Below are 19490 nucleotides of genomic sequence, written 5' to 3'. Positions count from 1 at the left end.
ATCGTGGTGATGGGTGTGGCCGGCTGCGGCAAGAGCACTATTGGTGCCGCCCTTGCCGCGCGTCTTGGTGCTGAATTTCTCGACGGCGATTCGCTGCACCCCCAGGCGAACATCGACAAGATGGCCTCGGGTACTCCGCTGAACGACGACGACCGCGCACCTTGGTTGGCCGAGATCGGACGGCGATTCACGGCGTCGAACGTTGTTCTTGTCATCGCGTGCAGCGCGCTCAAGCGCGCCTACCGGGACATCATCCGGGCCGGCGACCCTTCCGTTGTCTTCGTGCACCTGCACGGCACGCGGGAGCTGTTGAACGAGCGCATGAATTCCCGGCCCGGGCACTTCATGCCGGCCTCGCTGCTGGACTCGCAGCTGGCGACGTTGGAGCCACTGCGGGGCGACGAGAACGGGGTAGTGGTGGATATTGCGAAGCCAGTAGAAGACATCGTGAACGAGGTAAGCCCGGTTCTCAGCCGGGCGCTGCTCTAGGCCTCGGTCCGCGAAGCCCGGTACCGCCCACAAGGCCGTGCCGGGCTTTTCTTCGTCCAGGGCGTATTCGCGGAGACAATTGTGAACGCTAACAACGTTTCAAGTCAAGGGTTTCGGTGGTGGGCGCCGGCTGCAATCATTTCGTGATCCACAGCACTTGACCGACGGTATTGTTAGCGTTCACAATGGCATTCGCATCACCTTTTCATGGCATGTGCCGCCCCCAGCTCACAGGCCACCCAGCTTTACCGTGCCGGACGCGCAGATGCTCCGGCTGCATCAGAGTTCGCGGCAATGCTGCCGCGGAAGGAGAGCAACGTGAGATTGAAGAAACTCCTGGGCGCCGTAGCGGTTGTCCTTACCTTGACCGTGGGAGCCACGGGCTGCGGCAGTCGCGGAGGCTCAGCCGAGTCCAGCAGTACGGCGAATCCCAGTGACTCGTTGGTGGGCATCTCCATGCCCACGCAGACATCGGAGCGTTGGATCGCTGACGGCGCCAACGTTGAGAAGTCGCTGAAGGACCTCGGCTACAAGACGGACCTCCAGTTCGCCAACGATGACATTCCCACGCAGGTTTCCCAGATTGAGAACATGCTGACCAAGGGCGCGAAAGCCCTCATCATCGCCGCCATCGATGGCACCACGCTCACCGACGTCCTGGCCAAGGCCAAGGAGCAGAACGTCAAGGTCATCGCCTACGACCGTCTCATCAACGGAACCCCGAACGTGGACTACTACACCACGTTCGACAACTACACCGTGGGCGTCCAGCAGGCCACCTCGCTGCTGACCGGCCTGGGCCTGGTGGATGCAAGCGGCAAGAAGGTTGAGGGCAAGGGCCCGTTCAACGTTGAGCTGTTCGCGGGCAGCCCGGACGATAACAACGCCAACTTCTTCTGGACCGGCGCCATGGATACCCTCAAGCCGTACATGGATGCGGGCACGTTGAAGGTCCCCAGCGGCCAGACCAAGTTCGAGCAGGCAGCCATCCTCCGCTGGCAGGCACCCGTAGCCCAGAAGCGCATGGAAGACATCCTCACTTCGGCGTACAGCTCCGGCACCAAATTGGACGGCGTGCTCTCCCCGTATGACGGCCTGTCCATCGGCATCATCTCCGCACTGACAAGCACCGGCGGCTACTCCACCGGAAACCTGCCCGTGGTCACCGGCCAGGACGCAGAGAAGGGCTCCGTGAAGTCAATCGTCGCCGGCGAGCAGTACTCCACGATCTTCAAGGACACCCGCCAGCTCGGCGCGCAGGCCGTGAAGATGGTTGACGCAGTCCTCAAGGGGACCGAGCCGGAAACCAACGACACCAAGACCTACAACAACAAGGTCAAGTTTGTGCCGGCGTTCCTCCTGAAGTCCGTCATCATCACCAAGGACAACTTCCAGAAAGAGCTCATCGATTCGGGCTACTACAAGGAATCCGACGTCAAGTAACACCTCTGTGGCCCCACCGTGCTGTTCTTCACCGTCCAGCGCGGCGGGGCCGCAGTCTCCCCAGAGCCTCCGAGTCCTCGGCGCGGCCAAGTTTCAACCAGTCAGCGGGAATTGACGATGAACGTACCCATTCTTCAAATGCGAGGAATCACCAAGACCTTCCCCGGGGTTAAAGCCCTCCAGGACGTCACCCTGGACGTCAACCGAGGTGAGGTTCACGCCATCTGTGGTGAGAACGGAGCCGGGAAATCAACCCTCATGAAGGTGCTGTCCGGCGTCTACGCGCACAACACCTTCGACGGCGACATCCTCTTCGAGAACGAACCCTGCGAATTTTCCAGCATCACGGACAGCGAAAAGCGCGGCATCGTGATCATCCACCAGGAACTGGCCCTGAGCCCGTACCTTTCCATTGCCGAGAACATCTACCTCGGCAACGAGTTGGCCAAGAACGGCTGGGTGGACTGGCGGAAGACCAACCTGGAAGCAGCCAAGCTCCTGGCGCGCGTAGGGCTCAGCGAAAACCCTGTGACACCAATCCAGCACATCAGCGTCGGCAAGCAGCAACTGGTGGAGATTGCCAAGGCACTCTCCAAGGAAGTGAAGCTCCTCATCCTGGATGAGCCCACGGCCGCCCTGAACGACGAAGACTCCGATCACCTGCTGGACCTCATCCTGCACCTCAAGGGCCAGGGCGTTACCAGCATCATCATCAGCCACAAGCTCAACGAGATCCGCAAGGTGGCCGACGCCGTCACCATCATCCGGGACGGCAAGTCCATTGAGACCCTGCGGCTCGACCAAGGCCAGATCACCCAGGAACGCATCATTCGCGGCATGGTTGGCCGCGACCTCGAAAGCCTCTATCCGGACCGAACCCCGAACATCGGCGAGGAAGTCCTCCGCATCGAGGACTGGACAGTCCAGCATCCCCAGGACCATTCCCGCATGGTGGTGAACAATGCCAGCCTCAACGTCCGCAAGGGCGAAGTCGTAGGCCTTGCAGGACTCATGGGTGCCGGCCGGACCGAGCTGGCCATGAGCGTCTTTGGCCGGACCTACGGGCGGGCGGTTTCGGGCAAGGTCTACAAATACGGGGAAGAAATCAACACTTCCACCGTTTCCGACGCCATCGAGCACGGGATCGCCTATGCCACCGAGGACCGGAAGCACTACGGCCTAAACCTCATTGAGGACATCAAGCGCAACATCTCCATGGCCGCACTGAACAAGCTGGCCAAGCGCGGCTGGGTGGATGGGAACCAAGAGACTACCGTAGCCAACCACTACCGCAAGAGCATGAACATCAAGGCTCCTTCCGTCGCTGCCATTACCGGCAAGCTCTCGGGTGGAAACCAGCAAAAAGTGGTGCTGAGCAAATGGATGTTCTCGGATCCGGATGTCCTGATCCTGGACGAACCCACCCGCGGAATCGACGTCGGCGCCAAGTTTGAGATTTACACGATCATCGCGGAGCTCGCAGCTGCCGGGAAGGCCGTCATTGTGATCTCCTCCGAGCTCCCGGAGCTCCTGGGCATCTGCGACAGGATCTACACGCTGTCCGCGGGCCACATCACCGGCGAGGTCCCCATCGCCGAAGCCACCCAGGAAACCCTCATGCACTTCATGACCAAAGAGAAGGAATAGCGAACATGTCCGCCCTACGAGAATCCCTTGGCTTCCTCACAAGCCGCCTCCGCCAGGTTGGCATCTTCGTCGCCCTGATCCTGATCGTCATCCTCTTCCAGGTCCTGACCGACGGCATCCTGTTACAGCCGCAGAACGTCACCAATTTGGTGGTCCAGAACAGCTACATCCTGATCCTTGCCATTGGCATGGTGATGGTCATCATCGCCGGGCACATCGACCTCTCTGTCGGTTCCATCGCCGGTTTTATTGGAGCTGTGGCCGGTGTGATGATCGTCCACTGGGGGTGGGCGTGGTGGCTCGCCATCCCGGCCTGCCTCCTTGTCGGTGCCTTGGTAGGTGCGTGGCAGGGCTATTGGATTGCGTATGTGGGCATACCGGCTTTCATCGTCACCCTGGCGGGCATGCTGATCTTCCGGGGCCTGACGTTGATCACGCTCAAGAACCAGCAGATCACCCCGTTCCCCAACGAGCTGCGCGCCCTGGGCGGCGGCTTCCTGCCGGACATCTCCGGTGGTACTTCGGTCCTTGAATGGTTGACCGTCATCCTGGGCGTCGGCGGCACAGCTGCCATCCTCTTCCAGGCGCTGAAGGAACGCCGGGTCCGCCGCAAGTTCAACCTGGAAAATGAGCCGATGGCCTGGTTCGCCGTCAAGAACGGCTTCATCGCCGTGTTGATGCTGATCATCACGTTCCTGCTGGCCAGCTACCGAGGCACCCCCATCGTCCTGATTGTCCTGGCCGTCCTCGTGATCGTTTACTCGGCGTTGATGAACAACAGCATCTTCGGCCGTCACACGTACGCGATTGGTGGCAATCTCCACGCGGCTGAACTCTCCGGCATCAAGACCAAGAAGGTCACCTTCCGCCTGTTCGTCAACATGGGTGTCCTGGCGGCTTTGGCCGGGCTGGTGTTCACGGCCCGCCTCAACTCGGCGCAGCCAGCTGGTGGCACGGGCTTCGAGCTCGACTCCATCGCCGCCGCCTTTATTGGTGGTGCAGCTGTCCAGGGCGGCATCGGTACCGTGGCCGGAGCAATGATCGGCGGCCTGATCATGGGCGTCCTGAACAACGGCATGTCCATCCTTGGCCTGGGCACGGACTACCAGCAGCTCATCAAGGGCCTGGTGCTCCTGCTCGCCGTCGGCTTCGACATCTTCAACAAGAACCGGACCGGTGCCGGTGGGGGCTCCTCCATGGGGCGCCGGTTCAAGTGGAAGACCACGCCTCCGGCAACCGAAGCGGCTCCGGCCGCCAAGGGTGAGCCCGTCGGCGTCGAAGCGAAGTAGTCTCCGGTGTCCCGAGGGGGAGGGGCCAGACCGCCGGTGATGGGCGACGTCGCCAAGTTGGCGGGTGTCTCGCACCAGACCGTCTCGCGCGTCCTGAACCACCATCCGAACGTCAGCGGAAAAACCAAGGAGCGTGTGGAGTCCGCCATCGCAGTCCTCGGGTACCGCCGCAATACGGCCGCTCGCAGCCTGGTCACCCGACGGTCCCGAACCATCGGGGTCCTGGCCTGCGAGACCGGCCAGTTCGGACCTGCCAACACCCTTTTGGGCGTTGAACAGGCAGGCAGGGAAGCCGGCTATTTCGTCAGCATCGCAAACCTCAGGGAAGTGACCGGTGACAGCGTCAACGACGCCATTGCCCATTTCCGGAATCAGTCCGTGGACGGCATTGTCATCCTGGTTCCGCATCCGGACGTTCTGGCGGTCCTGCGGGAGGTCGCCGTTCCCGTTCCCATAGTGGCAGTAGGCGCCGGCGCGGGTAACCAACTCACCGGCGCCTCGCTCGACCAACGGTTGGGAGCCCGGCTGGCGGTGGAGCATCTGATGAAGCTCGGGCACCGTCATATTGCCCACATTTCGGGACCGCCGCATTGGATTGACGCCGCCGAGCGCATCAAGGGATGGCAGGAAGCGCTCGGCGACGCCGGTCTTGAAGCCAACGTCCTCCTACAGGGCGCATGGGATGCTGCGTCCGGGTACCGCGCCGGGTTGGCACTGGCCAACCACCCCGCCATCACGGCAGTCTTCGTCGCGAACGACCAAATGGCCGTAGGCGTCCTCCGCGCCGTGCAGGAAGCCGGACGCCAGGTGCCGGGAGACATCAGCGTGGTTGGCTACGATGACCAGCCCGAAGCGGAGTTCTTCATGCCGCCGCTGACCACCGTCAAACAGGACTTCGAAGAACTTGGACGCCGTTGCATGGAAGCAGTGCTGCGGGAACTGGAAGGAGAAGGAGCAAACGGGGAGCAGATCGTGAAACCCCGCTTGGTCATCCGCTCCACAACGGCGTCCCCTGCGCTCCACTAAACTAGAAGCCATGACTTCCTCGCCTGACACCGCAGCTGCCCGTGCCCGCCTTCTTGAACTCATCAAAGAACTGGCGGTGGTCCGCGGCAAGGTAATCCTCTCCAGCGGCAAGGAAGCCGACTACTACATCGACCTCCGCCGCATCACCTTGCACCACGAGGCCTCCAAGCTGGTGGGTCAGGTCATGCTGGCAATGATCGACGACGCCGGCGTTTCGGTTGAGTGCGCCGGCGGACTCACCATGGGTGCCGACCCCGTCGGAACCGCTGTGATGCACGCTGCTGCCGACGCCGGCCGTGCCGTGGACGCGTTCGTTGTGCGTAAGGCCCAGAAGTCGTACGGCATGGGCCGCCAGGTGGAAGGCCCCTCCGTTGAGGGCCGCAACGTGGTGGTCCTCGAGGACACGTCCACCACCGGCGGGTCCGCACTGACCGCCGTCGAGGGTGTCCGCAAGGCCGGTGGCAATGTGGTGGCCGTCGCCGTGATCGTTGACCGCAACACGGGCGCCAAAGAGAAGATCGAAGCCGAAACCGGCGTTCCGTACCTCTTCGCTTTCGGCAAGGACGAACTGGGCCTCGACTAAGAGTTTGTGCCCTGAAGGACGCATCTTACGGGCATTGGCTGTACGCAGTCTCCGGGGCTGTAAGGCACTGCCCGTGAAGCCTATGCTTGCTGCGTGGACGTTCAAGTAGGGAAACTCCCGGCACCGCCGGAGGTGAACGAAAACCTCCCCACGCCGGTGTCTCCGGAGCCGCAGAAGGCCGAGGATCCGGGCTCATGGGCCCGGATCCTGCCTTACGCTGCCCGGCTCAAGAAGACGTCCCGCCGTAACTTCCTCATCACCGCCGGAGCTTCCGCTGCGCTTGCCGGGGACATGCTTTTCACCCGGCGCGTACAGGCCGAACGGCGCTCCACCAAGATCCTCCGAGTCCCGGACCCCTACTCGGATTTGTATTTCCCCAAGGCCAGCTGGTTCCTGTTCCCCGGGTACAAAACCAGCTGGGAGGAGGGGCAGTGGATCCTGAACTCCCTGCGTCCCGCCCTGCATCAGCGTGGCCGCCTTGCCGCCGTCGGATATTCCAACCTGGGACTGGACGTTGACGAGGTCGTCCGCGAAATCATTCTTCACGTCCGCGAGCTGGAACTGGAGAAGCTGTACTTCTACGGCCACAGTTTCGGCGGAATGCTCGCCACCCAGGTGGCCGCCCGACTTCTGGAACTGCACGGGGTGGAGACGCAGCTGATCGTCTTGGATTCGAGCCCTTTCAGCCGGGCAGACGTCCTCGACCAGAGCTGGTTCGACGGCGTGGTGTTCCTTTACGAGAATGGCTTCCGCATTCCGTCGGTGCTGCGCGGCGGCTATGAGCTGGGGGAGCGGGTGGTTCATAAGGACGAGCGCACGTGGCGGCAGATCCTGGACCAAAGCCTTGAACAACTCTCGCCGATCGCTCCTTCCAGCGTGCTGATCCAGACGGAATCTGCCTACATCTACCATTTTGATGGCCTGCGGTTTGCCGGAAAGATCGGCGGTGCCAGGATGGCGTTCCTCGGTAACTCCAAGGACGGCACTGTGGACTACGAGTCTGCTCGAGCCGGATGGAGCAAGGTCTTCGGGGCCAACATGGCGCTGCCCACGCTCAGCACCGAGGGCGCCAGGCCCGCGCACGCCAGCCCGCAATGGAACGGTGGCGTGTACCGGCCCTTGCTGGAGCGGGTCCAGGATGAGCTTGAGCCCTTGCCGCCGGAGCCCGCGGAGCCGTCTTACCAAGAGCCGAACGGCAAGATCATCCGGCCGGCCTAGGTACCGCTAGGTGCCACTGCCCAGCGATTTAACCTCGACGGCGGTGAGGCCCGCCTCTCGCAGGAAGCTGTGAACGTCCCCGTACTCGCGTGCGAAGCCGGCCAGGAAATGGCGCATCGCAGCTTCGGGGCTCTGCAGGATCATGAGGTCCGGGCTGAAATACTCTGCCGGTGTTGAAGGGACGCTCAGGCGCCACGTTTCGGCCATGACCTCCAGGACATCGGGAAGGTTGGCCGTGGTGGCAGCGTAGTCCGCCACTACGTCGTCTTCGGTTCCGCCGGTTGCGAGCAGTCCGATGGCCGAAATGACCCCTGTCCGGTCCTTGCCCAACGAACAATGCACCAGCGTGCGCTTGCCGCGGGCAACAGGACGCAGGGCGTCGGCCACCCACTGGGGCCGGATCCGGACCCACCCCAGATACAGCTCACCAAGGTCCTCGGCCGTCTCTACGGCTTGGAGCGAACCGGCGATGGCGTTGGGGTCCAGCGGGTTGTGAATGAGTTCGACGGCGGGCGGGACGACGGCGGCAGACGCGCCGGCGTCGTGCGTGCTCAAGTCCGAACCGCCGGCGCCGTCGGCAACCAGCCACGGAACCAGCGACCGCTCAAGCTCGCTCCGCAAGTCCATGATGGCCTGGATGCCGTGCTCCGCCAGGAAGCCCGACGTTGCAGCGGCATCCAAACCGAACGGCTGGCTCCCCCTGAGTATCCGGCCGCCGGCCAAGGGACGCAGATTGAGCACAGCCATTGTTCTGTCCTTTAGATCTGGCTCTTGAGGTCGGCCACGGAGTTCAGGATCTGGTTGGGCCGGAACGGGAAGGACACAATTTCCTCGCGCTGCGTGATACCGCTGAGCACCAGGACCGTGTGCAGGCCCGCTTCCATGCCGGCCACGATGTCCGTGTCCATGCGGTCGCCGATCATGGCGGTGGTCTCGGAGTGGGCGTCGATCTGGTTCATTGCGGAGCGGAACATCATGGGGTTCGGCTTGCCCACGATGTACGGCTCGCGGCCGGTGGCCTTGGTGATCATGGCAGCGATGGCGCCGGTTGCCGGCATGGGGCCGTCCTTGGAGGGGCCGGTTGCATCCGGGTTGGTGGCGATGAAGCGGGCACCGGCCAGGATGTGGCGGACGGCCATGGTGATGGCCTCGAAGGAGTAAGTACGGGTTTCGCCGAGCACCACGAAGTCGGGGTCGGTGTCCGTGAGGATGAACCCGGCCTCGTGCAGCGCGGTGGTGAGGCCGGCTTCGCCGATGGTGTAGGCGCGGTTGCCCGAATCCGAGGACTGGACCTGGTCCTTAAGGAACTGCGCCGTGGCCAAGGCAGAGGTCCAGATGTTCTCTTCCGGGACTTCCAGGCCGGACGCACGGAGGCGGGCTGCGAGGTCGCGCGGGGTGAAGATGGAGTTGTTGGTCAGCACCAGGAAGCGCTTGGACGTATCCACCCAGCGCTGGATGAGTTCAGCTGCGCCGGGGATCGCCTGGTTTTCATGGACCAGGACGCCGTCCATGTCCGTGAGCCAGCATTCGATTTCGTGGCCGTTGCGGTAAACGGACGCGGACGTGTGGGGCGTGGATTCTTCTGCCATATTTGCCTCCGGCTGGGGTTGTTCATGCACTGCCACCCAGTCTTTCATCAATCCGCGCCCTTAACATCCTGGAATCCCGCGTATGTGGGTAGTTCTGCCCATGCCGATATCTGCTGTGACTTGCCTTTGGCGCCCCGTGCCCCACTAGGCTTGGGGCGGCGCTGGTGTGCCACCACCGTGGGTCGGGGGATCGACATGGTGGATTTTTCGTGTCGCCGGCGCTCCAGTAGGTCCCCACTTACGCATTTGAAAGGGCCTGCCATGAGCAATAACAACGGAGCGCCGCAGCCTCCCTACACCCCGGATGGCGTGCCGCAGCCTCGCTACGACACCGGCCAGGAGCCGGACCGCCAGTACCAGCCGGGCCAGACCCAGCCCATCTACCAGCCGGAAGCACAGCAGCCGGCCCGGCCTCCGGAAGGCCAGACCGAGGCCTTGCCTTCGCAACCGGGATTCCCCCCGCCGGGCGGTCCCTACCCGGGCCAGCCCGGCGATCCCGGCGGATCGGGCCAGCCCGGCTATCCGGGCGGACCCTACCCGGGCCAGCCCGGCGGACCCGGCCAGAACCCGGGTGACCACAACAAGAAGTCACTGTTCCTCATCCTGGGTGGCGTGGCCGTCGTCGTGATTATTGCGCTGGTAGTTGCGTTCACATGGCTGATCCCGGCGATGACTAAGCCCGTGGCTGTTGAGTCGCCGTCGGTGACGTCCTCGGATGCCGCCTCGGATGCCGCCGCTGAGCCTTCTGCGGATCCGTCCACCGAGGCTGAGCCTTCCGGTGACGCGTCGGCGTCCACCGACATCCCGGCCGGGGCCATCCCCTTGCCCGCTGGTTGGGACGGGTTGGCTGGCCCCAGCAACGTTCCGGCTGATGGCGATCCGCTGTTCAGCAAATGGGTGACGGGGGAATCGTCCTTCCAGTACTTGGCCGAGTGGACCCACGACGAGTCGTTCGGCATCACCAAGGACCCGACATCCGGCGAGGAAATCCAGAAGAAAGCCCAGGGCACTGTTGAGACCGACGGTGACGGTATAGCGCTCGCCTACGCCTTCTTTGCGGAGTCGGACGAGGGCAAGTTCGGCAAGGACCCGAAGGAGGTCCAGGCAGCCATCAAGGACATCGAAACCCGATACAAGGGCATGACAGCCACTGAACTGCCGCAGAACCTGGTGGGCCACAAGTGCACCTCCGACTTCAAGACCTCCATGCCGGAAATCCGTGAGTTCCGCCGGGGCGAGGCCGTGGTGATCGCATTCACCTGCACCAACGCCCGTGGTGAAGCCATCCAGGCAGTGAACCTCTTCTCGGTGACGCCATGGGGAACCCCCCAAATGCTGGGCGTCAGCGGACACAAGACGTACTGGGACGCGCACCCGGGGCTCTTCGAACAGTTGGGTAACTCCTACCGCATCAACAAGTGGAAGATGGTCTAGGAGCCCGCACTCCAGCGGGCCACGGGCTCAATCGGGCCACGGGCTCAATCGGGGCACGGACTCAAGCGGGGAAACGGCAGGGCTAAAGTTGAGGGGTGACTGACCTACCCCCCAACACAGCCCTGCCCGCCCCTGCCGTGTCCCAGGAGGGGACCACCGCAGAAGGCGAGGCCGAAGCGAAGGCGGAGGTCGGCGTCGGGCCTTGGGAAGGCGACTGGCCCGTCGGCGAACACTGGGACCCGGATCTGTTGCGGGACGGCGACCGCCGGAACGTCGTGGACCAGTACCGCTATTGGAAGCACGATGCGATCGTGGCGGACCTGGACTCCAAGCGCCACGATTTCCACATTGCCATTGAGAACTGGCAGCACGACCTCAACATCGGCACGGTGGTGCGCACGGCCAACGCTTTCCTGGCCAAGGAGGTCCACATTATTGGTCGACGGCGGTGGAATCGTCGCGGGGCCATGGTCACCGACCGCTACCAGCACGTCCGCCACCACCCCACCGTCGAGGATTTTGTCCAGTGGGCTGAGGGGGAGGGGCTTGCCGTGATCGGCATCGATATCTTCCCGGATTCCGTGCCGCTGGAGACCTACGACCTCCCCAAGAACTGCGTCCTGGTGTTCGGGCAGGAAGGCCCCGGCCTCACGCCTGAGGTGCACGATGCCGCCGTCGCAACCCTGTCCATTGAGCAGTTTGGCTCCACGCGTTCCATGAACGCAGCCTCCGCCGCAGCCATCGCCATGCATGCGTGGGTGCGCCGCCACGTGTTCCAACAGCCGGTCTCATAGCTTCCCCGAGATGCCACTTAATGACAGTCCCGGAGCGTCGGATTGTCATTAAGTGCCATCTCGGCGGGGCGGGTGCGGCCTTGGCTGTGGATAACCCGGTCGGCGCCCTGGCAGACCGGCAAGAATGGGGCATGCGCAGGGCACCACTTCCGGATCATCTGGCCACGGGTTCATTCTCTGTGCACGCATCGGACAAGGCCGGGGTAACCCGGTCACGGACCCGTGCCAAGGACTTGCTGCTGGTTTCCCGGGGAATTCGAGTCCCGGCCGCGTCCGATGCTTCCGGAGCCGCCGCCTTGCGCGCCTACACGGACCTGGATGACTCCTCCATCCTCGTCTCGCTGTCGGCGGCGCGGATCTGGGGTATCCCCGTGCCTGCCCGGCACAGTGGAGATTGGCGCATTCATCTTGCACGACGGCGGGGATTCAGTTTTCCCCGCAGGGTCAACGTGGCGGGTCACCTCTTCACCCTCCTTCCGGAGGAAACAGTGGAGTACGACGGCGTCCGGGTCACTTCGCCCGCGCGGACGTGGCTGGACTTGGCCGCGCTGTGGACCGTGGAGGACCTGGTTGTAGCCGGCGACCACCTGGTGTGCTCCCATGGCCCCGATTTCCCGGTACCCAAGGAAGCGTTGTGCAGCATCGAGGAGTTGAAGCACACCGTGGGAAGCCATCCGGGCATGCGGGGAGTGCGGACGGCGCGGGCGGCACTGGAACTCATCCGCGTCGGCGCCGACTCCGCCCCCGAATCGCGGATGCGCCTGGCCCTGGTCAACGCGAACCTGCCGGAACCCGTGCTCAACCACGCGATCCGCAATCAGTTCGGCCATGCCGTGCTGTGGCCGGACGCCGCCTACCTTGAGCACCGGGTCTCCCTCCAATACGACGGCCATCACCATGGCGGCGCCGAGCAACACTTGCGGGATATCGAGCGCCAGGAGAAGTCGCTCGCCCTTGGCTGGCTGGAAGTCCGGATTTCCAAGCATGACCTCGAAGGTGAGCGGCCCGCCGTCGTACATAAAGTCCGCCGCGCGCTCCAAAGCCGCGGCTGGCGCGCGAGGTGACACTCAATGACAATTGCAGCGCGCGGGATTGTCATTAAATGCCAACTCGGCGGAAGTGTTAAGAGCCCCCGTGACCCGAAACACGGCGTCCCCGCGGATATCGCTAGGATGGGTGCTAGCCGTAAGCGGTCTACTCCAGGGTTACCAACCCACAGACGAATTCAGCATAGGAGTCACCATGCCCATTGCAACCCCAGAGATTTACTCCGAGATGATCGACCGCGCAAAGGCTGGCGGATTCGCTTTCCCCGCGGTCAACGTGACGTCGTCGCAGACTCTGAACGCTGCGATCCGCGGTTTCGCCGAGGCCGAATCCGATGGCATCATCCAGGTTTCCACCGGTGGCGCAGCCTACTGGTCCGGCGCTTCGGTCAAGGACATGGTGGCCGGTTCCCTGGGCTTCGCCGCGTTCGCCCGTGAAGTTGCCAAGAACTACAACGTCAACATCGCCCTGCACACGGACCACTGCCCGCAGGACAAGCTGGCGGACTTCGTTCTGCCGCTGCTGGCCGCTTCCGAGGAAGCCGTCAAGGCCGGCAAGGACCCGATCTTCAACTCGCACATGTGGGACGGCTCGCACGAGACCCTGTCCGAGAACCTGCGCATCGGCCGTGAACTGCTGGAGCGTGCCGCTGCCGCCAAGATCATCCTCGAGGTCGAAATCGGCACCGTTGGTGGCGAAGAAGACGGCGTTGAGAACGAGATCAACGAGAAGCTCTACACCACCACCGAGGACGCCCTCGCCACCATCGAGGCCCTGGGTGCCGGCGAAAACGGCCGCTACCTGACCGCACTGACCTTCGGCAACGTGCACGGCGTGTACAAGCCGGGCAACGTGAAGCTCCGCCCCGAACTGCTCAAGCAGATCCAGGCTGAGGTTGGCGCCAAGATCGGCAAGGAAAGCCCGTTTGACCTCGTCTTCCACGGCGGCTCGGGCTCCACGGAGCAGGAGATCGCTGACGCCGTTTCCTACGGTGTCATCAAGATGAACATCGACACCGACACCCAGTACGCGTTCACCCGCCCCGTTGCCGGCCACATGTTCTCCAACTACGACGGCGTCCTGAAGGTCGACGGCGAAATGGGCAACAAGAAGACCTACGACCCCCGCGTCTGGGGCGCTTCCGCCGAAGCCGGCATGGCCGCACGCATCGTCGAAGCCGCCCAGCAGCTCGGATCGGTGGGCAAGACCTTCTAATGTCCGACGAATTCCGGAAGAACCTGATGGGGCCGGAGCCCACGCTCCTGCCCGCCGAAAACGAGATCTACCAGCACCTGGCCCTCGGCAAGGAAGCACTGGACCTCGTAGCGCAGAACCCCACGTCGTCCCTCCTGTGGGCCATCCTGGCTGAGGAAGCCTGGGCGGAAGGCCGGACCATCGAGTCCTACGCCTACGCCCGCGTCGGCTACCACCGCGGCCTCGATTCGCTGCGCCGCAACGGTTGGCGCGGCGTCGGACCCATCCCGTGGGAGCACGAGCCCAACCAGGGCTTCCTGCGTGCGCTTTACGCACTGGGCCGCGCAGCATCGGCCATCGGTGAAGCTGAAGAACCTGAGCGGATCGAGAAGTTCCTGAACGACTCGGACCCGAAGGCCAAGGCAGCGCTCGAAGCCCGCTAAAGCCATAGCAAATGACGACGGCGACCCTCACCAAAAGGCGAGGGTCGCCGTCGTCGTTAAGGGCGTTAGTCCGTGACGGCTGAGTGCCGCGGGCGTCCCAGCGGGACCACCAGCGGCGTGTGCGTCACGGGGTCGTCGATGATCCTGCAGGCCATCCCGAACACTTCCTCCACCAACGACTCGGTGATGACGTCGGCGGGGGCACCTTCGGCCACCACCACGCCGTCCTTCATGGCGATGATGTGGTCCGCGTAGCGGCTGGCGTGGTTGAGATCGTGGAGCACGGCAACCAGTGTGTGGCCCTTGTCCAGGTTGAGCTCGCGGAACAGTTCCAGCAGCTCGATCTGGTGGGCGATGTCCAGGAATGTGGTGGGCTCGTCCAGGAGCATCAGCGGGGTCTGCTGGGCGAGCACCATGGCCACCCATACGCGCTGCCTCTGGCCGCCGGACAGTTCGTCCACCAGCCGCCCGGACAAGGCCGCGACGCCCGTGGCTTCCATGGCGTCAACGACGGCGGCCTCGTCGGACTCGGACCATTGCCGCAGCAGTTTCTGGTGCGGGTAGCGGCCGCGTGCCACGAGGTCCGCCACGGTGATGCCGTCGGGAGCAATGGAAGATTGGGGGAGCAACCCGAGCCGGCGCGCCAGTTCCTTTGCAGGCAGCGATGTCACGGATTTCCCGTCCAACAGCACCTCTCCGCTGCGGGGCTTGATGAGCCGGGCGAGGGCACGCAGCAGCGTGGACTTGCCGCAGGCATTCGGCCCGACGATCACCGTGAACTGCCCCTCGGGGATGCGCACATTGAGGTTTTCGGAGATGATGCGCTGCTCGTAGCCGATGGTCAGGCCTTCGGCGTGGAGCTGTGGCGCGGCAGTGGTGAGGCTCATGATTTCCTTGCTTCCCTGGCCAGCAGCCAGACGAGGTAGATACCGCCGATGCACACCGTGACAACGCCGACGGGCAGTTGGATCGGAGCGAAGAGACGTTGCGCCGCGAGGTCGCTGGACACCAGCAGGAAGGCGCCCATCACCGCGGAAGGCATCAGGGTGATGCCGGCACTCCGGGTGAGTCGACGTGCGAGTTGCGGTGCCGCGAGGGCCACGAACGCGATGGGACCGGCCACCGCAGTGACGGCAGCCGTCAGCGCAACGCCCAGGATGAGCAGGAGCAGACGGGTCGGCTCCGCCCGGACGCCCAAGGCGCGGGCGGCGTCGTCGCCCATTTCCAGAAGCTGCATCCGGCGCGCCACAGCCAGCGTGGCCAGGCCCACCACAACAACCACGACGGCGGCAGGCGCCGCTTGCTCCCACGTGATGCCGTTGAGGGACCCGGCTCCCCAAACGGCTGCCGCCAGGGCGGCCTCAAGTTCGGCCTGCAGGATGAGCCAGTGGTTCAAGGCGGCCAGCATCGCACTGATGCCGATGCCCACGATGATGAGCCGGAAGCCCTGGGAACCACGGCGGTAAGCCAGCAGATAGACGGCCAGGGCGGTGAGGACGCCACCTGCAAGGGCACCCGCTGCGATGCCAAGGTAGCCGCCGCCAACGGTCAGCATCACGATCAGCGCGCCAGTGTAAGCACCCGTGTTGAAGCCGATGATGTCCGGGCTGCCCAGCGGGTTGCGGGTCATGGACTGGAAGATGCCGCCGCTCATACCAAGCGCCGCACCGAACACCAACGCCGCCAACACCCGGGGGAGGCGCCACTCCATGACGATGGTCTGGGCGAGTCCCGGAGCATCGCCCGTAAAGGCTTGGAGGACCTGCGGCACGGAGACCTCGTAGTCGCCGGTGGCCAGTGAGGCAACGGCAACGGCAAGCGCGGCCAGGATCAGTGGAAGGCAGACGACGATGCTGCGGAGATCGAACCGAAGGCTCAGCGAACGGTTGCGGACCACGGCAACAGGCCGGCCGAAGTCGATGGAGTCCAGGCGGCTCATAGCCCGCTCACCTTCCGGCGGCGGGCCAGCGCGATCAGTACCGGCGCACCAATGAAGGCCGTCACCACACCTACCTGCAGCTCACCGGGCGCGGCAACCCGGCCGACAACGTCCGATACCAGCAGCAGGATGGGGGAGAGGATCACCGTGGTGGCCAGGATCCAGCGCTGGTCCGGACCCACGATCCACCGGGCCACGTGCGGAATCATCAGTCCCACGAAGCCGATGGCCCCGGCCCCGGCGGTTGCTGCGCCGCTGAGGAGGGTGATGGCGACGACGCCCAGGATGCGTGTGCGGTTGACGTTGGCGCCGAGGGAGGTGGCGAGGTCGTCGCCCAACGCCACGGCGTTGAGTCCGCGGACACAGAACAAGGCGACCAGGAGCCCCGCGCCCATGAACGGCGCCACGGTCAGGACCGACACCATGCTGCGGGTGTCCAGCGAACCGATGCTCCATGATCGAAGGTGGTCGAAGGCCTTGGGATTCAACAATGTGAGCCCGGAGCCGATACCGGTGAGGACCGCGCCCAGGGCAACTCCGGCCAGTGTCAGCCGGATGGGATTCACCACGTTCCGGCCCGAGGTGCCGATGAGGTACACGGCCGCCGTCGTAAGAATGGCCCCCGCAAACGCGAACCAGATGTAGCCGCTCAGCGATCCGATGCCGAAGACGCCAATGGCCAGAACAATCGCAAACGATGCACCCGCGTTGACCCCCAGGATGCCGGGATCGGCCAGCGGATTTCGTGTGATGGCCTGAATCAGCGCCCCGGCTACACCCAGGGCAACTCCGACGGCGATCCCCATCAACGTCCTCGGCAAGCGACTTTCGAGGATGATCGCGTGATCGGCGGTGTCCTGCGGGTTGGTGAAGGCTTCCAGAACGGTGGACGCCGGGATGAACTTCGCTCCGACTCCCAGGCTCAGCACCACGGCTCCGAGAAGGACTGCCGCCGCGAGGACCAGGAAGAGGATCCGCCAGCGGGATTTAGTAACGACGCCGGACCGTGGGGCCGTGCTGTCGGCTGGCGGGGCGGTGCTTGCTGGCTCGCCGGCTTGTGGCTTGGGAGCAGGAGCCATCAATGGGGACACAACAGGGACCGTTCCGGAGAGGTGGGGCAGTAATAAGACGGCCATTCCGTGACGGTTGTCACAACGTCACAGAAGTGTGCCTTAATTAGGTTAGCCTTACCCAGTGAAAAATGACGATTTTGAAGTAGAGCCGCGCAAGGCTTCCCCCCATCGCAAAATTGCAGTGCGCAAACTCGCGATGAAGGTGGCCGGTGCCGCCGTCGTGGTTGCCCTCCTCGCGGGCTGCGGTACCAGTGGTGGCTCCGGTTCCACTGCCGGCAACGTTGATGTTGCCACGGGCGGCTCCAAATTCACCACTGCCGACCAGGAAACGGCCAAGCTCGGCACGGACGCTGCCCCCGGCGTTTTCCCGCGCACCCTTAAGCACGCCAACGGCGAAACCACGCTGGAGAAGAAGCCCGCCCGCGTGGTGGTCCTCGATACCGGCGAACTCGACGACGTCGTGACCCTCGGCATCACGCCCGTGGGCATGGCCACTACCGAAGGCGCCAACCCCGTCCCCACCTACCTGGCGGACAAGGTCAAGGATGTGGCATCGGTGGGAACCATCCAAGACCTCAACCTTGAAGCAATTGCGGCGCTGAAGCCGGACCTCATCCTGGGCAGCCAACTGCGCGCCGACAAGCTGTACAAGCAGCTGTCCGCCATTGCCCCCACGGTCTTCAGCATCCGCCCGGGCTTCCCGTGGAAGGAAAACTTCCTCCTGGTGGGCAAGTCGCTGGGCGAGGAAGACAAGGCTGTGGAGGCTCTCAACGACTACCAGGAGCAAGCTGACGCCCTCAAGAAGGACGTCCAAGGCGACCCCAAGATCTCCCTGGTCCGCTTCCTGCCGGGCAAGATCCGCCTGTACGCAAACAAGTCGCTGATCGGCGTCATCCTGAAGGACGCCGGCCTGGCCCGCCCGGAAAACCAGAACATCGACGAACTCGCAGCCGAGATCTCGGCCGAGAACATCGAGCAAGGCGACGCCGACTGGATCTTCTACAGCAGCTACGGCGATCCCGCAGCCACCGGCGAGACGTCCGTGGTTGAAGGCGCGGTCTGGCCCAAGCTCGGTGCGGTCAAGTCCGGCCAGGCCAAGGCCGTCAGCGACGACGTCTGGTTCCTCGGCCTGGGCCCCACAGGCGCGCAGCTGATCCTGAAGGACCTTCGCAGCATGCTGGTGGGCTAACGCCACCACCCCAACACAAGCACCCCAACAACGACGGCGGCCCTCACCGGAATGGTGAGGGCCGCCGTCGTCGTGTGTGTTGTGGGGCCTTGTCTGCGGGGTTTCCCGGGGGTTTGGGGTGCAAAGCGGGCCCCACAACGAAGGTGTAATCAGGCCTTGCGGGGAATGCCCGTGCGTGCCATGGCCTCGGCGTAGGCGCCGTGGATGGCGTCCAGGTATTCCTGCTGGCGGACCGGAGTGCCGGCGAAGGAACGGCCGCCGAGCGAACGGACCTTGAAGGTCTTGAAGCCGCGGCGGGCAATGCTGGCCGGTGCGGCCTTCATGAGCTGGTCGGCGAGGCGGTGTGCTTCGTTGCCGTGTGCCACCAGGGCCGAGGTGCGCGGCAAGAGCTGGAGAAGGCGAAGCAGGGGCTTGAGGCCCTCGGTGATGTTGGCCGGAGTCAGTTTGCCCGGTTCCTCATTGGGTTCGATCCACGGGTAGGCGTTCCACGGCATCATGAGCTCGGGACGGAGGCCCAACTGCCACTGCATGCCGAGCATGCGGGTGTTGGCTTCGTCGTCACCCGGGGTGATGAAACCCTCGCCGGTGTTGGTGCGCTGGTTGGAGAAAAGGCTGACGATGCGGCAGTCATCCATGCTGTGGGCGGGGTCGATGTAGAGGACCTCGCTGCCCGGCTTCTGCTCCTTGATGGAGTCGCACAGCTCGTTGACCTCGGCAATGTGCGGTTCGTAGCGGCGGTTCCAGAGGATTTCTTCGGGTGATTCAGTCGCCAGTTCTTGCATCAGGGGTTAGGTCTCCTAGGTGTTACAGCGCACCATTCCAAGGGGCCGCGGGCATGCCGCTGCCGAACCTCAAAGGGTGCTGTTGGGGGCTAACTAACCTTACCGGACTATGGGGGTGAACGGGGCCCGGTGCGGCGCGCCTCCGAATGCGACGCGGCGTGTTGCCCGGGAAACGTGTCGGGTATCTCGACGGCGGAGTTGTTCGTCGCGAGGCCGCTCATGCTGAACAAGCTGCAATTCGCAGCGGGCAGTATCCGGCTGAAATCGGGCCGTGCCCCTGAACCCGTTGACTTTGTGGCGCGGGGATGATG

General features: G+C 64.0%; 19 protein-coding genes. 13 read left to right on the top strand and 6 right to left on the bottom strand.

Features of this window, described 5'->3' with window-relative positions; translation table 11 throughout:
* The first annotated feature begins 9 nt into the window (after positions 1–9).
* From ACR30Z_RS09040 to ACR30Z_RS09010, 7 genes are all read left to right on the top strand, one after another.
* Positions 10–489, top strand: a complete 480-nt coding sequence (locus ACR30Z_RS09040; protein WP_434372565.1) for a gluconokinase — start codon at positions 10–12, stop codon at positions 487–489.
* Positions 490–807: 318 nt separating this feature from the next.
* Positions 808–1932 (top strand): multiple monosaccharide ABC transporter substrate-binding protein, encoded by a 1125-nt coding sequence (chvE, locus tag ACR30Z_RS09035; protein WP_434372192.1) that lies wholly within the window; start codon positions 808–810, stop codon positions 1930–1932.
* A gap of 117 nt (positions 1933–2049) precedes the next feature.
* Positions 2050–3579, top strand: coding sequence for a multiple monosaccharide ABC transporter ATP-binding protein (mmsA, locus tag ACR30Z_RS09030; RefSeq protein WP_144652723.1), 1530 nt, complete (start codon positions 2050–2052; stop codon positions 3577–3579).
* 5 nt (positions 3580–3584) lie between these two features.
* The gene (gene mmsB / locus ACR30Z_RS09025) at positions 3585–4868 is read left to right on the top strand and encodes a multiple monosaccharide ABC transporter permease (protein WP_144652724.1); all 1284 of its coding nucleotides are present in this window, start codon (positions 3585–3587) and stop codon (positions 4866–4868) included.
* Between the two features lie 39 nt (positions 4869–4907).
* On the top strand, positions 4908–5894 hold the full coding sequence (locus ACR30Z_RS09020; RefSeq protein WP_144652725.1) for a LacI family DNA-binding transcriptional regulator: 987 nt from the start codon (positions 4908–4910) through the stop codon (positions 5892–5894).
* Positions 5895–5904: 10 nt separating this feature from the next.
* Complete coding sequence (pyrE, locus tag ACR30Z_RS09015; protein ID WP_144652726.1) at positions 5905–6477, top strand: orotate phosphoribosyltransferase; 573 nt, start codon at positions 5905–5907, stop codon at positions 6475–6477.
* A 93-nt stretch (positions 6478–6570) separates the two neighbouring features.
* Complete coding sequence (locus tag ACR30Z_RS09010) at positions 6571–7695, top strand: thioesterase domain-containing protein (protein WP_144652727.1); 1125 nt, start codon at positions 6571–6573, stop codon at positions 7693–7695.
* A gap of 6 nt (positions 7696–7701) precedes the next feature.
* Here ACR30Z_RS09010 and ACR30Z_RS09005 read toward each other — a convergent pair whose 3' ends face one another.
* Together ACR30Z_RS09005 and ACR30Z_RS09000 are read right to left on the bottom strand one after the other, a co-directional pair.
* Positions 7702–8442, bottom strand: a complete 741-nt coding sequence (locus ACR30Z_RS09005; RefSeq protein ID WP_434372191.1) for a tyrosine-protein phosphatase — start codon at positions 8440–8442, stop codon at positions 7702–7704.
* Between the two features lie 11 nt (positions 8443–8453).
* Positions 8454–9284 carry an HAD-IIA family hydrolase gene (locus ACR30Z_RS09000; RefSeq protein ID WP_144652729.1) on the bottom strand — a complete coding sequence of 277 codons (831 nt, stop codon included), beginning with the start codon at positions 9282–9284 and terminating at the stop codon, positions 8454–8456.
* 261 nt (positions 9285–9545) lie between these two features.
* Here ACR30Z_RS09000 and ACR30Z_RS08995 point away from each other — a divergent pair, with 261 nt between their 5' ends.
* The 5 genes from ACR30Z_RS08995 (at position 9546) to ACR30Z_RS08975 (ending at position 14196) form a co-directional block, all read left to right on the top strand.
* The gene (locus ACR30Z_RS08995; protein WP_434372189.1) at positions 9546–10718 is read left to right on the top strand and encodes a hypothetical protein; all 1173 of its coding nucleotides are present in this window, start codon (positions 9546–9548) and stop codon (positions 10716–10718) included.
* A 95-nt stretch (positions 10719–10813) separates the two neighbouring features.
* On the top strand, positions 10814–11512 hold the full coding sequence (locus ACR30Z_RS08990) for a TrmH family RNA methyltransferase (RefSeq protein ID WP_144652731.1): 699 nt from the start codon (positions 10814–10816) through the stop codon (positions 11510–11512).
* Positions 11513–11643: 131 nt separating this feature from the next.
* Positions 11644–12576 carry an endonuclease domain-containing protein gene (locus ACR30Z_RS08985; RefSeq protein ID WP_144652732.1) on the top strand — a complete coding sequence of 311 codons (933 nt, stop codon included), beginning with the start codon at positions 11644–11646 and terminating at the stop codon, positions 12574–12576.
* A gap of 178 nt (positions 12577–12754) precedes the next feature.
* Positions 12755–13774 (top strand): class II fructose-bisphosphate aldolase, encoded by a 1020-nt coding sequence (gene fbaA / locus ACR30Z_RS08980; protein WP_144652733.1) that lies wholly within the window; start codon positions 12755–12757, stop codon positions 13772–13774.
* Positions 13774–14196 (top strand): DUF3151 domain-containing protein, encoded by a 423-nt coding sequence (locus ACR30Z_RS08975; RefSeq protein WP_039239501.1) that lies wholly within the window; start codon positions 13774–13776, stop codon positions 14194–14196. Before fbaA ends, ACR30Z_RS08975 begins: the two co-directional genes overlap by 1 nt.
* A 65-nt stretch (positions 14197–14261) precedes the next feature.
* Here the strand turns inward: ACR30Z_RS08975 and ACR30Z_RS08970 are convergent, their stop codons facing one another.
* From ACR30Z_RS08970 to ACR30Z_RS08960, 3 genes are read right to left on the bottom strand one after another with little or no spacing between them, the layout of a single operon-like run.
* Entirely contained in the window at positions 14262–15083 is an 822-nt protein-coding gene (locus ACR30Z_RS08970; protein WP_144652734.1) for an ABC transporter ATP-binding protein, read from the bottom strand.
* Positions 15080–16135 (bottom strand): iron-enterobactin ABC transporter permease, encoded by a 1056-nt coding sequence (gene fepG / locus ACR30Z_RS08965; RefSeq protein ID WP_144652735.1) that lies wholly within the window; start codon positions 16133–16135, stop codon positions 15080–15082. Before fepG ends, ACR30Z_RS08970 begins: the two co-directional genes overlap by 4 nt.
* A complete protein-coding gene (locus ACR30Z_RS08960; protein WP_434372185.1) occupies positions 16132–17271 on the bottom strand; it encodes an iron chelate uptake ABC transporter family permease subunit in 1140 nt (379 codons plus the stop codon). Before ACR30Z_RS08960 ends, fepG begins: the two co-directional genes overlap by 4 nt.
* Positions 17272–17404: 133 nt before the next feature.
* Between ACR30Z_RS08960 and ACR30Z_RS08955 the strand changes: the two genes are divergently transcribed.
* Positions 17405–18397: an ABC transporter substrate-binding protein gene (locus ACR30Z_RS08955; RefSeq protein ID WP_144652768.1), complete on the top strand. Its 993-nt coding sequence runs from the start codon at positions 17405–17407 to the stop codon at positions 18395–18397.
* 149 nt (positions 18398–18546) lie between these two features.
* Here ACR30Z_RS08955 and ACR30Z_RS08950 read toward each other — a convergent pair whose 3' ends face one another.
* A complete protein-coding gene (locus ACR30Z_RS08950) occupies positions 18547–19179 on the bottom strand; it encodes a uracil-DNA glycosylase (protein WP_144652737.1) in 633 nt (210 codons plus the stop codon).
* Between the last annotated feature and the right edge of the window lie 311 nt (positions 19180–19490).

The organism is Paenarthrobacter sp. FR1, from assembly GCF_051106045.1.
Classification (GTDB): domain Bacteria; phylum Actinomycetota; class Actinomycetes; order Actinomycetales; family Micrococcaceae; genus Arthrobacter; species Arthrobacter nitroguajacolicus_A.
This window is presented reverse-complemented; position numbering and strand designations above follow the sequence as displayed.

Excerpts from the sequence above, each read along its gene's own strand:
- ACR30Z_RS09040 (WP_434372565.1), top strand. The coding sequence starts at position 10 with ATGGGTGTGGCCGGCTGCGGCAAGAGCACTATTGGTGCCGCCCTTGCC.
- mmsA (WP_144652723.1), top strand. The coding sequence starts at position 2,050 with ATGAACGTACCCATTCTTCAAATGCGAGGAATCACCAAGACCTTCCCC.
- mmsB (WP_144652724.1), top strand. The coding sequence starts at position 3,585 with ATGTCCGCCCTACGAGAATCCCTTGGCTTCCTCACAAGCCGCCTCCGC.
- ACR30Z_RS09020 (WP_144652725.1), top strand. The coding sequence starts at position 4,908 with ATGGGCGACGTCGCCAAGTTGGCGGGTGTCTCGCACCAGACCGTCTCG.
- pyrE (WP_144652726.1), top strand. The coding sequence starts at position 5,905 with ATGACTTCCTCGCCTGACACCGCAGCTGCCCGTGCCCGCCTTCTTGAA.
- ACR30Z_RS09005 (WP_434372191.1), bottom strand. The coding sequence starts at position 8,442 with ATGGCTGTGCTCAATCTGCGTCCCTTGGCCGGCGGCCGGATACTCAGG.
- ACR30Z_RS09000 (WP_144652729.1), bottom strand. The coding sequence starts at position 9,284 with ATGGCAGAAGAATCCACGCCCCACACGTCCGCGTCCGTTTACCGCAAC.
- ACR30Z_RS08995 (WP_434372189.1), top strand. The coding sequence starts at position 9,546 with ATGAGCAATAACAACGGAGCGCCGCAGCCTCCCTACACCCCGGATGGC.
- ACR30Z_RS08985 (WP_144652732.1), top strand. The coding sequence starts at position 11,644 with ATGCGCAGGGCACCACTTCCGGATCATCTGGCCACGGGTTCATTCTCT.
- fbaA (WP_144652733.1), top strand. The coding sequence starts at position 12,755 with ATGCCCATTGCAACCCCAGAGATTTACTCCGAGATGATCGACCGCGCA.
- ACR30Z_RS08975 (WP_039239501.1), top strand. The coding sequence starts at position 13,774 with ATGTCCGACGAATTCCGGAAGAACCTGATGGGGCCGGAGCCCACGCTC.
- ACR30Z_RS08970 (WP_144652734.1), bottom strand. The coding sequence starts at position 15,083 with ATGAGCCTCACCACTGCCGCGCCACAGCTCCACGCCGAAGGCCTGACC.
- fepG (WP_144652735.1), bottom strand. The coding sequence starts at position 16,135 with ATGAGCCGCCTGGACTCCATCGACTTCGGCCGGCCTGTTGCCGTGGTC.
- ACR30Z_RS08960 (WP_434372185.1), bottom strand. The coding sequence starts at position 17,271 with ATGGCCGTCTTATTACTGCCCCACCTCTCCGGAACGGTCCCTGTTGTG.
- ACR30Z_RS08955 (WP_144652768.1), top strand. The coding sequence starts at position 17,405 with ATGAAGGTGGCCGGTGCCGCCGTCGTGGTTGCCCTCCTCGCGGGCTGC.
- ACR30Z_RS08950 (WP_144652737.1), bottom strand. The coding sequence starts at position 19,179 with ATGCAAGAACTGGCGACTGAATCACCCGAAGAAATCCTCTGGAACCGC.